General features: G+C 59.7%; 10 protein-coding genes. 7 read left to right on the top strand and 3 right to left on the bottom strand.

Annotated elements, in window-relative coordinates; genetic code table 11:
- The first annotated feature begins 213 nt into the window (after positions 1-213).
- Complete coding sequence (locus tag H1B37_RS15305; RefSeq protein WP_182867526.1) at positions 214-1,557, top strand: DUF1552 domain-containing protein; 1,344 nt, start codon at positions 214-216, stop codon at positions 1,555-1,557.
- Positions 1,558-1,725: 168 nt separating this feature from the next.
- On the opposite strand, the gene H1B37_RS15300 is transcribed toward H1B37_RS15305, so the two are convergent.
- Positions 1,726-2,697, bottom strand: a complete 972-nt coding sequence (locus H1B37_RS15300; RefSeq protein WP_182867525.1) for an alpha-E domain-containing protein — start codon at positions 2,695-2,697, stop codon at positions 1,726-1,728.
- The gene (locus H1B37_RS15295) at positions 2,691-4,178 is read right to left on the bottom strand and encodes a circularly permuted type 2 ATP-grasp protein (RefSeq protein WP_182867524.1); all 1,488 of its coding nucleotides are present in this window, start codon (positions 4,176-4,178) and stop codon (positions 2,691-2,693) included. Before H1B37_RS15295 ends, H1B37_RS15300 begins: the two co-directional genes overlap by 7 nt.
- Positions 4,179-5,090: 912 nt before the next feature.
- Between H1B37_RS15295 and H1B37_RS15290 the strand changes: the two genes are divergently transcribed.
- The 6 genes from H1B37_RS15290 (at position 5,091) to H1B37_RS15265 (ending at position 14,620) form a co-directional block, all read left to right on the top strand.
- Positions 5,091-5,687 (top strand): sigma-70 family RNA polymerase sigma factor, encoded by a 597-nt coding sequence (locus H1B37_RS15290; protein WP_286177783.1) that lies wholly within the window; start codon positions 5,091-5,093, stop codon positions 5,685-5,687.
- 1 nt (position 5,688) lies between these two features.
- Positions 5,689-7,392, top strand: a complete 1,704-nt coding sequence (locus H1B37_RS15285; RefSeq protein ID WP_182867523.1) for a LamG-like jellyroll fold domain-containing protein — start codon at positions 5,689-5,691, stop codon at positions 7,390-7,392.
- Positions 7,393-7,548: 156 nt separating this feature from the next.
- Positions 7,549-9,150: a sulfatase gene (locus H1B37_RS15280; RefSeq protein ID WP_182867522.1), complete on the top strand. Its 1,602-nt coding sequence runs from the start codon at positions 7,549-7,551 to the stop codon at positions 9,148-9,150.
- Positions 9,151-9,248: 98 nt separating this feature from the next.
- On the top strand, positions 9,249-12,047 hold the full coding sequence (locus H1B37_RS15275; protein WP_286177782.1) for a PSD1 and planctomycete cytochrome C domain-containing protein: 2,799 nt from the start codon (positions 9,249-9,251) through the stop codon (positions 12,045-12,047).
- A gap of 95 nt (positions 12,048-12,142) precedes the next feature.
- The gene (locus tag H1B37_RS15270) at positions 12,143-13,645 is read left to right on the top strand and encodes a DUF1501 domain-containing protein (protein WP_182867521.1); all 1,503 of its coding nucleotides are present in this window, start codon (positions 12,143-12,145) and stop codon (positions 13,643-13,645) included.
- Between the two features lie 486 nt (positions 13,646-14,131).
- Positions 14,132-14,620, top strand: coding sequence for a PDZ domain-containing protein (locus H1B37_RS15265; RefSeq protein WP_182867520.1), 489 nt, complete (start codon positions 14,132-14,134; stop codon positions 14,618-14,620).
- Between the two features lie 426 nt (positions 14,621-15,046).
- Here H1B37_RS15265 and H1B37_RS15260 read toward each other — a convergent pair whose 3' ends face one another.
- Positions 15,047-16,831, bottom strand: coding sequence for a DUF4340 domain-containing protein (locus H1B37_RS15260; RefSeq protein WP_182867519.1), 1,785 nt, complete (start codon positions 16,829-16,831; stop codon positions 15,047-15,049).
- Positions 16,832-16,953: the final 122 nt, after the last annotated feature.

Below are 16,953 nucleotides of genomic sequence, written 5' to 3'. Positions count from 1 at the left end.
GCTGGGAGAGACGGCGTTTGCGCAGCAAGCAAACGCCAGAGAGGGGCTGCGGCTTGCGAAAGTCTCGACGATTTCCGCTACGATCAAATTGGTCACTAAGACAATCGACGTCCCTCGCAACCGGTAACGAAACTCTTGGCGAGTTCCGCTACCCGATTGTTTGCCGGACATGCAAACCTCGAATCCAATCTCACCTTCACCCCATCCGATCCGATGAAAACGTCCAGTAAATCTCACTCTCCTGCCTTGTCGCGTCGCACGGTGTTGCGAGGCGTCGGTGTCACGATGGCGCTGCCGTGGTTGGAATCGATCCCCGTCTGGGGCGCCGAGACGGTCGTGGGGGACGACCCGGTCGCCGCACCGAAACGATTTGCGGCGGTGTTCATGGGATGCGGCATCAATCGCAAGCATTGGTGGGCCAAGGGCAGCGGTGGTGCGATAGAGCTGGGCAAGAGCCTGGCGCCGATGGAGCCGTTGAAGCACAAGATGAATTTCATCACCGGCTTGTTCAACCAGAACGCGACGCACGTCGGCATCCACCCAGGCCAGACCGGCAACATTCTTTCCGGGGCGCCCCTGCAAAAGGGATCCGAGCTGCGTGGCGACATCAGCATGGACCAAGTCCTGGCCAATCATTTCCAACAGGAAACGGTCGTCCCCAGTTTGGTACTCGGGTGCGAACAACCCGTCACGGGCTATCACGAAACCAATTTTTCGATGGCCTACAGCTCCCACATCTCCTGGCAAAACAAGACTTCGCCGGTGCCGATGGAGGTGTATCCGTCGCTGGCTTTTGACAGCCTGTTCGACAATCGTGGCAGCCGCCGTGACGAAAGCATTCTGGATCGTGTCGGTGAAGAAGCGGCGTCGTTGAGTCGACGGGTCAGCAAGAGCGATCAATTGAAGTTGGACGAATACTTGAACAGTGTCCGCGAAGTGGAAAAGCGTGCAGCGTCGATGCGGGCGGCGCGAGAGAAAGCGCGCCAGCGGGCCGACGACCGCGGCAAACCGCTGGCGGCGATGCAGCGTCCCGACGACGGATTGCCGGAAGACATTCGCGAGCACATGCGGTTGATGTGCGACATCGTGGCGATCGGATTCCAGAGCGACAAATCACGCGTCGCGTCGCTGCTACTGAATCGCGACCTGTCGGGGCTGTTCTACCCCTTTCTGGATGTCGAAAGCACGCACCACTCGGCGTCGCACAATGACCTTTCCGATGCTTACGAACGCATCTCGCGGTACTACTGCAGCCAGTACGCCTACTTGGCCAAACGGCTTGACGCCATGCCCGAAGCCGGCGGCACGGTCTTGGACAACGCCTGTTTGTTGTTCATTTCCAGCATGTGGTCTGGCAACGCCCACGATTCCAGCAAGGTCCCGGTTCTGTTGACCGGCGGTTTGGGTGGCACGCTGGAAACCGGCCGCGTGTTGGACTATGTGGGCAAGGACGATGCCGACCGAAAGCTGTGCAGCATGTACCTGTCGATCATGGATCGAATGGGCGTCCGGCAAGACACCTTCGGCGACGCCGAAACGCGTCTGGCGGGGCTGTAGTCCGGAGAACGTTCGAAAGACCTCGCGACGCTCGCCAACGCGTGGACGACAGCGGACGGGGGCATCGCGCAATCCATCTAAACTCTCTCCCTCGGGGAGAGACGGCGTTTGCGCAGCAAGCAAACGCCAGAGAGGGCCCGCGACTTGCGAATCTCTTGGCGAGTTCCGCTACGCGGGCGCCGGCGGTGCATTCAATCGGTCGACGGAAAAGAAATCCTCGTGGATCTCCTGGCCGATCGTGTTGAGCTGGCACTGGAACTGGTCGATGGACTGATGCAGACCGTCCTGGATGATGTCGTCGATGACCGCGTAGTCCAGGTTGGAGCAGAGCCGACCGAGAAGTTGCTCGGAGTGGTAGCAATACGTGTCGGATTCGCTGCCGGTGATCATCCGCATCGAATCGCGCGCCCGCATCACGGCGAAATGCATCGCCCTGGGGAATTTGCGATCCAGCATCAGGAATTCGGCGACGCGTCTCGGCACGATCTTGCCTCGCAATCGGCGATAGGATTCCAGGGCGCTGGCCGAGCGTAATAGCGCCGCCCAGCGGACCACATCCAGCGAAGGCCCCACGCCGCTGCCGTCGGGCAACAGGTTGTAATACTGCACGTCCAACAAACGAGACGTCTTGTCGGCCCGTTCGATCATTCGGCCCAGGCGAGAAAAATGCCAGGCCTCGTCGTGCGACATCGTCGCGTCCATGGCGCCGACCAACAGATGGCTTGTCAAGCGAACGCGTTCACAGAACTGCTGGGGTTGCTCGAGCGTTTCGGGGACGTGCCCGGCGGCTTGGACCAACAGGTGAAAGGTGTTGAGTTGTTCCCAAACCACGCTCGAAATCACTTCGCGGATCGTCCGCGCGTTCTCGCGGGCGCGGGCCACGCAACTGATCATTGAGTTTCCATTCTGATCGTCGAATGACAAAAACTGTAACACGTTTTCCCGCGTCGGCCTGTCATAGCGTTTGGCAAATTCGTCTTGGTCGGCCGTCGTTTCCAACAGCGGCGTCCATTGTTTGCTTAACGGTTCCGCTTCGCCGAGCGTCAGGTTGTAATTGACGTCGATGAAGCGAGCGATGTTTTCGGCCCGTTCGATGTAGCGGCTGAGCCAATAGACGGTTTCTGCGACTCGACTTAGCATGACGATGCCTCCTCTGCGTTCGATGTGGTCGCGGAGTTGGTCGCGTTACCGTTGCGCAACACCCAGGTGTCCTTGCTGCCGCCTCCCTGGGACGAATTGACGACCATCGACCCTTCCTGCAACGCGACACGTGTCAGTCCGCCGGGCATCACGAAAACCTCTTTGCCGCACAGCACGAACGGGCGAAGGTCCACGTGGCGTGGTTTCAGCTGATCACCGACCAGCGTGGGGACCGTCGACAGGTTCAACATCGGCTGCGCGATCCAGTCCCGCGGATTCTTACGAATCGCTTCGGCGCACTTGGCGCGTTCATTGGGCGATGCATGCGGGCCCATCAAAATGCCGTAGCCGCCTGATTCGTTGGTCGGTTTGACGACCAATTGATCCAGGTGGGAGAGGACATGCTCGCGTTGTTTGTCGTCGTCGCACAGAAACGTCGGGACGTTCGGCAGGATCGGGTCTTCGCCGAAGTAATATCGAATGATGTCGGGCACATAGGCATACACCGCTTTGTCGTCCGCGACGCCGGTCCCCGGGGCGTTGGCCAAAGACACGCGTCCGGCGCGAAAGACGTCCATCAGATGCTTGACGCCCAAGCACGAATCGGCGCGGAAACTGGCGGGATCCAGAAAGTCGTCATCGATGCGACGGTAGATCACATCGACACGTTGCAACCCGCGGGTCGTGATCATGTGTACGAAACCGTCCTTGACGACCAAGTCCGAGCCGTGAACAAGTTCGATTCCCATTTGCTGGGCCAGGAACGAATGTTCGAAATAGGCTGAGTTGTGGACGCCGGGTGTCAGCAGCACGGCCACCGGGTCGGACACGCCCGGGGGGGCACAGTCCAACAATGTTTTCAGCAATTGTTCGGGATACTCGTCGATCGGTTCGACCGACATGCCTTCAAACACGTGCGCGAACGTGCGTTTCATCAATTCGCGGTTCTCCAAGACGTACGAAACGCCCGACGGACAGCGCAGGTTGTCTTCCAAAACATACAACTGTCCGTCGGCGTCGCGAATCAGATCCACGCCGCTGATATGACACCAAACTCCCTCGGCAGGCCGCAGACCGACGCATTGTTTTCGAAGCGTTTTGGAGGACCCGACCAACGCTTCCGGGACCGCCTTGTCTTTGATGATCTTGCGATCGTTGTAGATGTCATCGACGAACAGATTGAGTGCCCGGATGCGTTGTTCCAGCCCGCGGGCGATCGTCGACCACTCGTCGGCATCGATGATTCGCGGCAGCAGATCGAACGGCCAGACCTTTTCGGTACCGGCCTGGTGGCTATACACGTTGAACGTGATGCCCATGTTTTGCAGATTCAGCTCGGCCGACTTCTGTCTTTGCTGGAGGCTCCCATCGGCCAGCGTTTCCAGCCGCCGGACGAAACGTTCCCCGCTGGCGCGGGGGCGTCCGTCGGGGGCAAACATCTCGTCGAATCCATCTTCCATCTCATACGGTAAAAGCAGCATCGCCCGTTCTCTGAAGTGATCAAAACACGCAAGGGTCAATTCAAGAACGCTGGATCCGCCTATCACAGCGACGACACGACGGCAAACAACCACTGATCCCGGCCGCGTCGTTCCAGTCTTTCACTGGTCAAGGGTTTACCCTCGGCACACGGCGCGCCATGGACGGGCGCATCGACCGGCCGTGGACTGCGACGCCCTAAGGATGCCCTAACGGCGACCGCGCAGGTCGCACCCGACGGCCGCTGTGCTCTATTGAGCATCATCACGCGCCAAGATCATTTGCAATTGCCGGACATCACGCGTTCACCAGCGGTTTTTGCAGTCTCCCCACAAGAGCGTGACTGAACCACGCACGTCGCGCGGGCGAATCTGCACAGCTTCGGCGCACCCTGTGCCGCCATGTCACCGACTTGCCGGCACGTCGTTGGGCAGCCCGTTGGTCAGGCCCTGCAGGGAGCGACAACACTTGTCGCTGCGACACGGAGCGGGAAACGATTTAGCCCACGGATGGCAGCGCGAACCCACAGATCTCCCGGTCGCATCACATCCGTGGGTTCGCGCTGCCATCTGTGGGCATCCAACGTCCGGAACAATCGGGGGGGGAAGTAATGAAAACGCATTACGATCGATGACCGAATCGCCCCACGACCTCGGCAGAGTGGGAGGTTGGCATTTCTTGACAAATCTGCACACCCCAGACGGTAAATCGCCACACTGTAGGAATAACGTAGACGGACAGCAAAACTGTGACCTGCAACGCTCGTCACAGGGCGGCCCCCCAGCAGGGACCAACCTCTGGCGCTGGTAGCGATGCCGGAGGGATGGCCCACGCCGTTTGGCGGGTGGGCCGGTACTTTCCAGCGAACCGGTGCTGTCCAGCGAGATTGCCTCCCCACGGAGTAGATGACGGGCATGAACCCCAGCGCACAGCCTAATCCCGAGACACCGTCGGCAAATGCTGAGATGCCGTCGGCGCGTGAAGCGCGGTACAGCGAATTTGTCAGCTTACTGGCGCGGCATGACCAATCGATTCGCCGGTTCGTCCGCTCGCTGCTGCCGTCGGCCCAGGGGGTGGACGACGTGATGCAGGAGACGGCGCTGGAGTGTTGGAAGAAATATGAATCGTTCACGCCCGAGACGACCGAAGACGCGGCCGAAGAATTTATTCGCTGGGCCTGCGTGATCGCGCGCTACAAGGTGCTCAGCTGGCAACGCGACCGCGGTAGAGACCGATTGGTGTTCCGCGAAGGTGTGATCGATCAATTGGCCCAGACCGCGATGCGTGACCTGAGTCAACGGGAGCGCGAGCGAGACGCGATCGAGGATTGCCTCAGGGAACTGGATGATGCGCATCGCCGCTTGGTCCTGAGCGTTCATGCGCCCGGCGAGTCGGTCGCGAAGATTGCCGAGGAAACTGGAATCAAGGTGCGGCGGTTGTACAGCAAGGTCAACGCGCTGCGGAAACGGTTGTTGGACTGTGTCCAACTACGACTGATGGAGGAGGGATGAGATGAATGATCATCTTCGCAACCTGATTTTTCAAGCGATCGATCGGACGATTTCGGACGACGATTTCGAATCGTTGCAGAATGCGCTGGAACAACACGAGGACGTCCGCAGCGAATACTTGCGAGCGGTCGGGTTGTACGAGTCGCTCGCGGAAATCGCCGCCGAGTCGGATGACCTGGTGGATCGAGATTTGGGCGGTCGTGACACGTCACTCCAGAGCCCCTCCGCATCGCCGCGCGGCGCCGGATCGTCCGATCCGGCGGCGTGGGCGTGGCAGCGGTGGGCGATCGCGGCGTCCCTTCTGTTGTTGGCCAGCGGTGCCGCGTATTGGTTCGGACGCATCAATGACCGCAGCGATCCGATCGCGGTCGATCTTCGGCCCCAGCAAGTCGTCCAGCCCGACCAAGTCGTCCAGCCCACCGAATCATTGATCGCCGGCCACGCGACGCTGCGGCGATCGGTCGATCTGCGCTGGGCGACCGGATCGGTCACTTATCGCGAAGGCGACGTGTTGCCCAACGGGCGGCTGCGATTTGATGAAGGCGTCGCCGAGATCGATTTCTTTTGCGGTGCTACGCTGATCGTCGACGGTCCGGCGGAGTTGGACGTCGAATCCGACTGGTCGGTTCGGGTGATTCAGGGCCGGCTGCGGGCGAGCGTGCCACCGGCGGCACGCGGGTTTATCGTCAAAGCCGCGGACTCGGAAATCATCGACCTGGGCACTGAGTTCGCCGTGGAGGTGTCGCCCCACCAAGCACGTGTCGAGGTGATTGACGGCGAGGTCGAACTTCGGGGCGGTAAAAATCACGGCGACCTTCTGGTGACCGGACAGCGCCAGTGGCTGAAGGGTTCCCAGTCCGATCCGGAATCGCTCGAAGGGCTCAGCACGGTCCGCGACCTCGAGCGCCGACGTGACGACGCCCAGGCACAACAGTTTCAACAATGGAAAACGCTTTCACGGCAGCTGAGCGACGACCCGCGACTGATCGCGTATTACCCGATCGCCCAGTCACAGTCGGACCGCTTCGTGCCCAACCGCGCCGCCACGGGTCATGAACTCGACGGCATCCTGGTCGGCCCCGTCACACCGGCCGACGGCCGATTCGGCCCTGCCTCGACCGGTTTGGAATTCGACCGTCCGGGGGCGCGGGTGCGGACTCGGATCGACGGCGAGTTTGCCGCGTTCACGTTCGCGTGCTGGGTCCGAATCGATAGCCTGGAACATCGCTACAACTCGCTGTTCATGGGCGACGGTTATGAAAACGGTGAACCGCATTGGCAGATTCACGAAGACGGCCGGGTGATGTTTTCAATCATGGTCGATGACACGCCGGGATCGGGACTGGGACCGGCCGAAGATGCCCGATTGCACCGGATCTATTACACCGATCCAATCTGGGATGTGTCCAAGAGCGGCAAGTGGTTGCATCTGGCAGCCGTCTATGACCCACAGGGCAGAACGGTCAATCAATTCGTCAATGGCGAACCGGTCAGCAGCGAACCGATCACCGATCAATTTCACGTCACGACACTGCGGATCGGAACGGCGGAGATCGGAAACTGGGGACAACCGCTTCGCGATTCAGCGTGGTTTGCCGTCCGCAACCTGAACGGCGCGATCGACGAATTGGCGATCTTTGACGCCGCGCTGACGCGCGAAGAAATTCAGACACTTTATGAACACGGAAAGCCGTTGGGGTACTAGCAACGCGGCCGACGATCCTTGCCATGGCAATCGCTGCTAAAACGTAGCTACCTTCGCCAGAAGGTGGATCCTCGGCGGCGACCACGCTCTGGCGAGCGTAGCTACTTTCGAGTCTCGCAATCCACACTTCACTCCATCCCCATCCCAATGATCTCTATGATTCGCCCCATCTTCGCCATCGCGTGCCTTGTGCTGCTGGCCTGCACCGGCCGCGGCGCCGACAAGCCCAATGTGCTGTTCATCGCCGTGGACGACCTGCGTCCGGAACTCGGTTGCTACGGTTCCGAAATCGCCGTCTCGCCGAACTTGGACGCTTTGGCCGACGATGGTCTGCTGTTCAATCGCGCCTATTGCCAACAGGCGATCTGTCGACCGTCGCGGGCGAGCCTGATGACCGGTGCCCGGCCCGAAACGACGGGATTGTTTCACAACTATGTTTCGTTGCGAGAACTGCAACCGAACATCGTCACGCTGCCCCAACACTTCATCGCCCACGGTTACGAAACCGCTTACTGCGGCAAGATCTTTCACCAAGGCGATACCGACGAAGAAAACTCGTGGAGCCGCAACCCGGTCAAATGGATCAAGGGAATCAAAAAGCCGGTCGGCGGCTACGCGCTGGCGGAAAACAACAAGATCAAAAGCGACAACATGAAGGAGATGCTGGCCAAGTATGGCGAAGCGGCACGGCGCGGGCTGGGCAGCGGCCCGGCGTACGAAAACGCCGACGTCCCCGACACCGCCTACGCCGACGGCTACAACACGCGGCTTGCGATCGAGACGATGAAGGAGATGGCGGCCGGCGATCAACCGTTCTTCTTGGCACTGGGGTTCAAAAAACCGCACCTCAATTGGACCGCGCCGAAGCGTTACTGGGACCTATACGATCCCGCGAAAATCCCGATGGCGACCCACACCGACGCGCCCGAGGCCGGTGCCGCGATGGGGCTGCACGCTTCGTTCGAATTGCGGACCCGCGCGGGGATTCCCAAGATCGGCCCGCTGGGGCCTGAACTGTCGCGGACACTTAAACACGCCTACCTGGCTTGCGTCAGCTACGTCGACGCGCAAGTCGGATTGATGGTCCAAGCCCTGGAGGACGCCGGCGTTCGCGACAATACCATCATCATCGTTTGGGGGGACCACGGCTGGCACCTCGGCGACATGGGCGTCTGGGGCAAAGCGACAAACTATGAAATCGCCACCCGTGTCCCGCTGATGATCTGGACACCGGGGATGAAATCACGCGGCCGACCGACCGACGCGTTGGTCGAATTGGTCGACATGTATCCGACGCTGTGCGAACTGGCCGGATTGCCGATTCCCGATCATGTCGAAGGCCACAGTTTTGCGCCGCTGTTGGACAACCCCGAAAAACAATGGAAAAAGGCGGCGTTCAGCCAGTACCCCAACCCGGCCCTCCGCGAATGGGCGGCCAACCCGCTGTCCCAAGGCATGCGCGAAACCTGGTTCGGCCCGTTAATCGAAGAGGTCGAACAGCGGATCATCAAGCAGATGGGATCAACGTGGGATCGCGAACTGTTCGAACAACATCTGATGGGTTACACGATGCGGACCGACCGCTACCGGTTGGTCGTCTGGCGTGACCACCGCAATCCGCAAACCGATCCGGTGTATGTTGAATTGTTCGATCACCACAGCGATCCGGCGGAATCGAAAAACATCGCCGATGATCATCCCGAATTGGTCCGCACACTCACCGAACAACTCGACGCCGGCTGGAAAGCGGCGTTGTAAGCGGCCTTGAAAGCGAGACCGTTCACTCGGTCCGAAATTCCCCCTCCGCGTCACCCCCGATCCGACGCGGCAGTTTGCACTGATCCAGAGAACTTCCCATGTCCACATCCGATTGGAAACCAGCCATCATGCTGCGATGCATTTTGCTCCTTTGTTTCATCGTCCTTCCCCAGGCCCTGCGCGGTGAAGAGATCGATTTCGAGGAACAGATTTTGCCGATTCTCGAAGATCGTTGTCTGTACTGTCACGGCGAAGACGAACAAGAGTCGGGACTGCGGTTGGACCTGCGTGCCCGAATGCTTCGCGGAGGTGATTCGGGGTTGCCGGCGGTTGTTCCCGGCAAGCCGGACAAGAGTTACCTGGTCGAGGTGATCAATCATGTCGATGAAGACATGGCGATGCCGCCGGATGACGATAAGCTGCCCGCGGAGGAAATTGATTTGTTGACGCGGTGGATCCAAGCCGGGGCGGTCGTCCCGGGACAGATGGAGGACGTCGCGAGCGAACGGTCCGATCACTGGGCATTCCAAAGCGTCGTGCGGCCGGAGGTTCCATCAATCGACGGCGTCGCTGCCGCGCCGAAAACACTGTCGGTCATCGATGCGTTTCTGCTGCGATCACTGGCCGATCAAGGACTGTCGTATTCCCCGCCGGCCGATCCGCGTTCGCTGATCCGACGCGTCTCGATCGTGTTGACCGGGATCGCCCCCACGCCGGAGCAGACCGACGCGTTCATCGAAGCGTCGAAGCTCGATTCCGAACAAGCCTACACCGAACTGGTCGATCGGCTGTTGCAATCCCCGCACTTCGGTGAACGCTGGGCGCAACACTGGTTGGACGTGATTCGTTGGGCCGAAACCAACGGGTCCGAAGCCAACCTGTATCGTAAGAACGCTTGGATCTATCGTGACTACGTGGTCCGTTCGTTCAACGAAGACAAACCGTACGACGAGTTTGTCCAAGAGCAGATTGCCGGCGATTCGATGGGTGCGGGCGAAGCGACCGGATTCCTGGTCGCCGGGCCACACGTGCCCGCCGCGACGGTCGGCCGCGAACCGGCGGCGATTCGACAAGCTCGCGCCGACCGCATGGACGAAATCATGCAGACCGTCGGTGCCTCGGTGATGGGCGTGACGATCGGCTGTGCCCGCTGTCACAACCACAAATTTGATCCGATCACGATTCAAGACTACTACTCGATGACCGGCGTGTTTCAAGACGTCGAATTCGGCAGCCGTTACCCGGAATTCGCCGCCGACCACCCTCGCCGTCAACGCGGCGAAGCGATCTGGAAAGAGATCGCCAAGCAGCGCCGGGTGCTCCGCCAGGCGGGAAGCTGGGAAGAGAACTGGGGCGCGTTCCGTGAAATGCACTTCCAACCGATCACGACCACCGCGATCCGCGTGCGATTTAAAATGGCCAACGTCGGTTTGGACGAATTGGAAGTGTTCGGCCCGGAAAACTACGGCGAAAACCTGGCCCACAAGCGACGCGGTACCAAGGTCTCGGGTTTCCCCGAAGACGGATTCGAAGGCCGCAACCCGATCCGACGCGTCAACGACGGCGAATACGGAACGATGACCTGGCGCGCCAAAACGGAAAAGGACGCCGAGCAAAAACCCTACGTCCGCTTCGATTTCGAACATCCCGAAACCATCAGCCGCATTCGATTGAGCAGCAATCGCGAGTACTACTTCGATACCGATTACTTGGACAAGAAACCGTACTTGCCACGCTACGAATACGACGTCGATATCATGAAAAGCGACGGCAGCTGGCAACCTTGGGTCGGGACTTGGCACACCAACACCCAATTGGACAAAGACCATCCGGAACGAAAACCGTCGCTGAAGAAGATCCAGAATCAAATCGATTTGTTAAGCGAAGAGGGGCCGCGGCCGAGTTTTGTCGGCCGTTTTGTCCGCCCCGACGTGACCCGTGTGCTGCTTCGCGGCAGCCCGGAAAACCCGCGTGACGAAGTCGACCCGGCGGGGCCGGCCATCTTCGGCGGCGACCTGGGACTGACCCAACAGGCGCCGGGTCCGAAACGTCGTGCCGAGTTTGCCAAATGGATCACCAGCGAGGAAAATCCGTTGACCGCGCGGGTGATGGTCAACCGGCTGTGGCACCACGTCTTCGGCGCGGGCATCGTGACGACGACCAGCGATTTTGGAACCGCCGGCGCCGCTCCGACGCATCCCGAGTTGTTGGATTGGTTGGCCGCCGAATTCGTCGATCCGACCGATTCGGCAAACGCCGCCTGGTCGACCAAAGCGATGATCCGCCAAATGGTCCTGTCCGCCGCGTTCCGTCAATCCAGTGCGCCGCGACCGGAGGGGCTGGCCAAGGATGCCGGATCGGCGCTGCTGTGGCGGTTCCCACCCAAACGCGTCGAAGCGGAGGTGATTCGTGATTCGATTCTGCAGGCGTCGGGCTCGCTGGACCGCACGATCGGCGGACGCAGCTATCGAATTCACAACGAAAAGAAGACCTATGCCCAGTGGGAAGTGGTCAAAAACTACGGCCCGGAAACTTGGCGGCGGATGCTGTACCAAGAACGCATGCGTCGCGTCGACGACCAGATGTTCACGGCGTTTGACTTTCCCGACTGCGGTCAAGTCCGCGACAAACGTCCGGTGTCGACGACGCCGCTGCAAGCATTGAATCTGATGAACAGCGATTTTGTGATCTCGCAATCCGAGTTGATCGCCGAGCGTGCCGAACGAGAATCCGGTGCGGAATTGAAGGCCGCGGTCATTCGCTGTTTTGAATTGTTGCTCGTCCGCCAGCCCGAACCGGACGAATTAAACGCCTGTTTGGAAATGGCCCGTCAGACGAGTCTGTCGCTCGTCTGCCGAACGCTCCTGAACACCAACGAATTCGCCTTCCTGCCCTGACCCTCGTGCGATGGCCCTTCCGGGCGGTCGCGTGTGAAACGCTTAACCGACGACCTAGAAAGGACGTCGTACAATCCATCCATCAAAGAACGACCATGACAAACCCAGAAAAACTCTCCCCGCTGGGCCGACGTCTGCTCGATCGACGCGGCTTCTTGCACACCGCCGGCCTGTCGACCAGTGCGTTGGCATTGACCAGTTTGCTCAGCGGCGATGGACTGTTGGCTGCCGACGTGAAAACCGCCGGCGGAAAGACACCGATCCGTCCGGAGATCGATCCCAGCCAACCCTATGCCGCACGGCCCGGCCACTTCGACATGCCCGCCAAACAGGTCCTGGTGATCTATTGCCCCGGGGCGGTCAGCCACGTCGACACGTTCGACTACAAACCCGCGTTAGATGATCTGCACGGCCAAAAGCCGCCGGGGATCCCCGAAGTGACCTTCGAAGGCCCGACGGGCAACATCGCCAAACCGTTTTGGGAATTCAAACCACGCGGGGAGACCGGCAAAATGGTTTCCGATTTGATACCGCATCTGGCCCAGCACGTCGACGATTTCGCCTTCATCCATTCCCTGACCACCGACACCAGTGCTCACCCGCAGGGCGAAAACTTCATGAACACCGGCTTCACGATGGAAGGCTTTCCGTCGTTCGGGGCCTGGGTCACGTATGCCTTGGGAACCGAGAACCAGGAACTGCCGGCCTTTGTCGCGATCAACGACCCACGCGGTTTGGCACGAAGCGGCAAGAATAACTTTGGCAACGGCTTCTTGCCGGCCGCGTTCCAAGGCACCGATTTCAGTGCCGCCGCGCCGCCGAATAACTTGCACCGCCCCGACGTGCTGTCCGCCAAAGAAGACCGATTGAGCGTCGATCTGCTGGCACGGCTGAACGCCAAACACCTGGAACAATACCCCGACGACGCCGATTTGGCCGGTCGGATCGCCAGCTATGAACTGGCCGGCAAGATGCAGACAACCGTGCCCGACGTGATGGACATCTCCGGCGAGACGGCGGAAACGCTCAAGGCGTATGGGGTCGAAGGCGGCAGCAAACTGCGCGGCCAGTACGCCCGCAACTGCATCCTGGCCCGTCGGTTGCTGGAAAAAGGTGTCCGCGTCGTGCAGTTATTCAACGGCAGCGACCCGGCCGGCGGCAACGGCATCACCAACTGGGACTCACACGCCAACATCCTGGAAACCCACGCGATGCAGGCGGAGATCATGGACCAGCCGACCGCGGCCTTGTTCGCCGATTTGAAACAACGTGGCATGTTGGAAAACACGTTGGTGGTTTGGGCCACCGAATTCGGACGGATGCCGTTCTTGCAAGGCAACGGAACCGGACGTGACCACAACCCCGACGCGTTCACTTGCTTCCTGGCCGGTGCCGGTGTCAAGAAAGGCATCAGCTACGGCGAAAGCGACGAATTCGGATTCAAAGCCGCGGCCAACACCACCACGGTCTACGACTTCAACGCCACGTTGTTACACCTGATGGGACTCGATCACGAACGATTGACGTACTATCACAACGGGCTGGAACGCCGGCTGACCAACGTCCACGGCCACGTTGTCAAAGACGTGTTGGCGTAACGGGTTCTCCCCATACGACGTCCCTTCCGGGGCGTCGCACTGAAAGCTCGGAACGTGAAGTGTCTTGCTGATTCATTACGATGCGTTCCCTCTCTAAAATGGCTCCCCTCTCCCCAACACAGATCGCGCGAAAAATAGTGATCAATCAGTGACGTTGACCGCGATCTGTTTTGGGGAGAGGGGAGCCAGAATCATCACTATCGTCTTGCAAAGAGACGCGCCGACCAACCTCTGTCTGGCAACATTGTCTTGCTTGCAAGTGTATTGGTCAGCAATAGATTTCACGTTCCCCAATTTCACCCCCACACACTGCCAGTACGACACTCCTGGAAAGGACGTCGCACCACCACGCACTGAAATTGGGAACGACACTTGCAGTGGACATTCGCGGCGGCCGGTCGGGGTGCCAACTCGGCTGCCGCACCTTGCCTTTGGGTGGCACTGGGCCTTCTCGCTGGCACCCAGGAGCGTCCGAGGACATCCGAGATGAACCATTTGCATGGGGTGGTGATCGGGGCGTGGCTTCTTGTGGGATTGCCGGCGTTTGCCGATGACGATCCAGCCAACGTGCCTGCGACGCGTCAGGTTGAGGCGGCGGCACCATCGACTTTGTCGCCAACGACGATCCAAGGCGGCGGGTTTGTCGAACCCAAGCCGGGACAAGGTTCTGGCAATCCCGTCCTCGGCGGCTGGTATCTGGGCGTGTACGGCCGTTACAGCACGACGGGATTGTTGCTGACAAATGTTTATCCAGGCACACCGGCGGCCAGGGTGGGATTGGAGGTGGGCGATCGGATCGTCGCGGTCAACGGACGCCGCATCGGCGTGTTGCCGCACGGAACGCTACGCATCGACACGGCGCTGCAGTGGTCGGCCAGTCGCTCTGGATGGGTCCGGCTATTGGTCAGCGATCGACGCAGCGGTCGGTTGATCAATGTCGACGTGCGACTGGTACGCGGCAGCGTCCACTTTTGAGCCGACGGTTGCAGTCGATTTGGCGACGGGAGATGGGGCAAAACGATGGGGGCAAAACGATCATAGCGAGAGAAGGAGGCAGAATGATGATGCACGTTCCAATTAATCCAACTCCCAACTCCCAACTCCCAACTCCCAACTCCCAACTCCCAACTCCCAACTCCCAACTCCCAACTCCCAACATTCTGCCTCTTCTCTACCGTCATCCTCACACGGGCCGCTCGCTTACGCTTCCCGCTGGCATTTCGCCCCCCCTCATTCTGCCTTCCATCGTTTTGCCCCCATCGTTTTGCCCCCATCGTTTTGCCACTCATTCTTTTGTCGCCGGCATCGCCGGCGCAAAAAGCGAGGCCGCGGCGTGAACCGCGGCCTTCGGGGGAAAAACACGGCACGGCGACGCCGTGCCAACCTCAACCAAAACGTCGATCAATCATCCTCCTTTTTCGGTTGCGAATCGGATTCCGACGCTTGCTCCTTCGCTTCCACCAGGTCGCTTCGCGTCAGAGCCAATTTGTCATAATCATCGCCGGGAATCACGTAGTACCACTGGGCGAAACGGCGGTTCAGCGTCTGGGCCTTCTCTCTACCTTGCGTGATTTTCTCCTGATAGGATTCCCACGCGTCCAAGTCCGAACGATACGCTTCCATCTTGGACTCGTACTCCTCCTTCAGCGTCTCAAGTCTCTCGGCCTGGGCTTGCTCCTCGGACGCTTCCTCACCGGATTCCTCAGATGACTTCGAATCGTCGGAATCCGCCTCCGCTTTCTCCTCGGCGTCTTGCAACTCCTGCGGCTTCTCCGGCTCGGTCGGTTTGGCAGGCTCATCGCCAAGAAATTGCGGATCGAAGTTGACGGTGACAAAAACGTATCGCCCCGGTTTCTCGCTGGCATCTTTATCGGAATCATTACCGACTTGCTCCGCGTTTCCGTCTTCTTCGCCCGTTTGATCGTCCGACGTTTGAGACTGATCGGCGTCGTCACCGGACTCGGCGTCCTGGTCGTCCCCGCCGAGTCCGATTTCCAGCTCCTCTTGACTGCCCGTAAAGACCCTTCCGAAGTACAGGTTGTACACCAATCCGTCATCGGTCGCCGTCGCCAGTTCACCTTCACGGGCGATCAACTTCAGTGTGTCTTGATTGTTCTGGTCGGGTTGCAGCAAGAATCCTCGCGACAGCAAGTCGGACTGCAGGCGGTCGACGTCGCGTTGTGAGGCGAGCGCGTTGCGATCGAGTTGCAACTCGGGAGTCAGGCCGGTTTGCTTGGGACGCACCCCGGCGATTTCCAGGTTGGCGATGGCATTGACGGTGTCGCGGATCGCATCGCGATTGACTTGCTCCGTTTCCTGGTCGATCCCTTCCATCTGCCAATCATCGACGGAACTTTCGCGTTGCAGCGTCGTCACCTGACGCTCGGTCACGGTACCTTTCAGTTCATCGAACTGGTAATCGTTCAGCGTGACGTTGACGACATCCGAGCTGTTGATGTCGAACAGGTCGGTGTCGATCCAATCAGAGAACTTCGTGGAAAGGTCGATGTTCAACGTCGCCACATAAACTTCGTCTTCGTCGGGATGACGAACGTAGTACTGGTCGGTCTGGTCCTCGACTTTTTTACCGATGATGTAATCGGCCAGCACCGAATCGTCTTCACCACGCAGGGTCAGTCGCTTGCCGACGCCATCGACCTGGCCGACTTCCAGCGAATCAGTTTTCGGGTTGACGACGCCGTAACGTGCATGATCGGCTTGCCAACGGGTGACCATGGCTCCGCGTTTGATTCCGATCACGCTGCCGGCGGTCCGCGCCAGTTGGTCGGCTGCATCGGCCGGGTAATTGTGGTGTGACGGGATCACCCACTGACCGTTTTCGGTCCGCCGCACGCTGAACTGTTTCGATTCGACCTGATCGGGATCGATGACCGCGACGTTCAGTGCCGAGGCCAGCGTGGGATCACGGAACTCGGGGTAGAACTCTTGGCCGACCTTGCCGTATTCGGCGATGATCGCAGGCCGGGTGGCCAGTTCGATCGCCCCGGTTGCCAGCAGGCACAGCAGCGCCACGCCGGCATACAGAACGGTTCGACGCGTCTCTGCTCCCATCGCGAGCCAATGACGTTTCACCGTTTGGGCCGTCGCATCAATCGTTTCTTTGGCTTGACCACCGGATCGACTGTCGCTGCCCGGTTGGGTGTGGTTTTGAGTTACAGTGGACATGGGAATTGATCGAGAAGTTTTCGGGACGTTGGTTAGCTGGACAGCGTCACTCTGACGGAACGACGCTCGCCAGAGCGTGGAACATGCCTGTGATCCACCTTCTGGCGAAGGTAGCTACATCG

The organism is Stieleria mannarensis (genome assembly GCF_014154935.1).
Lineage (GTDB): Bacteria > Planctomycetota > Planctomycetia > Pirellulales > Pirellulaceae > Stieleria > Stieleria mannarensis.
Note: the sequence above shows the minus strand (reverse complement) of the source record. Positions and strands in the feature narration are given on the sequence as shown.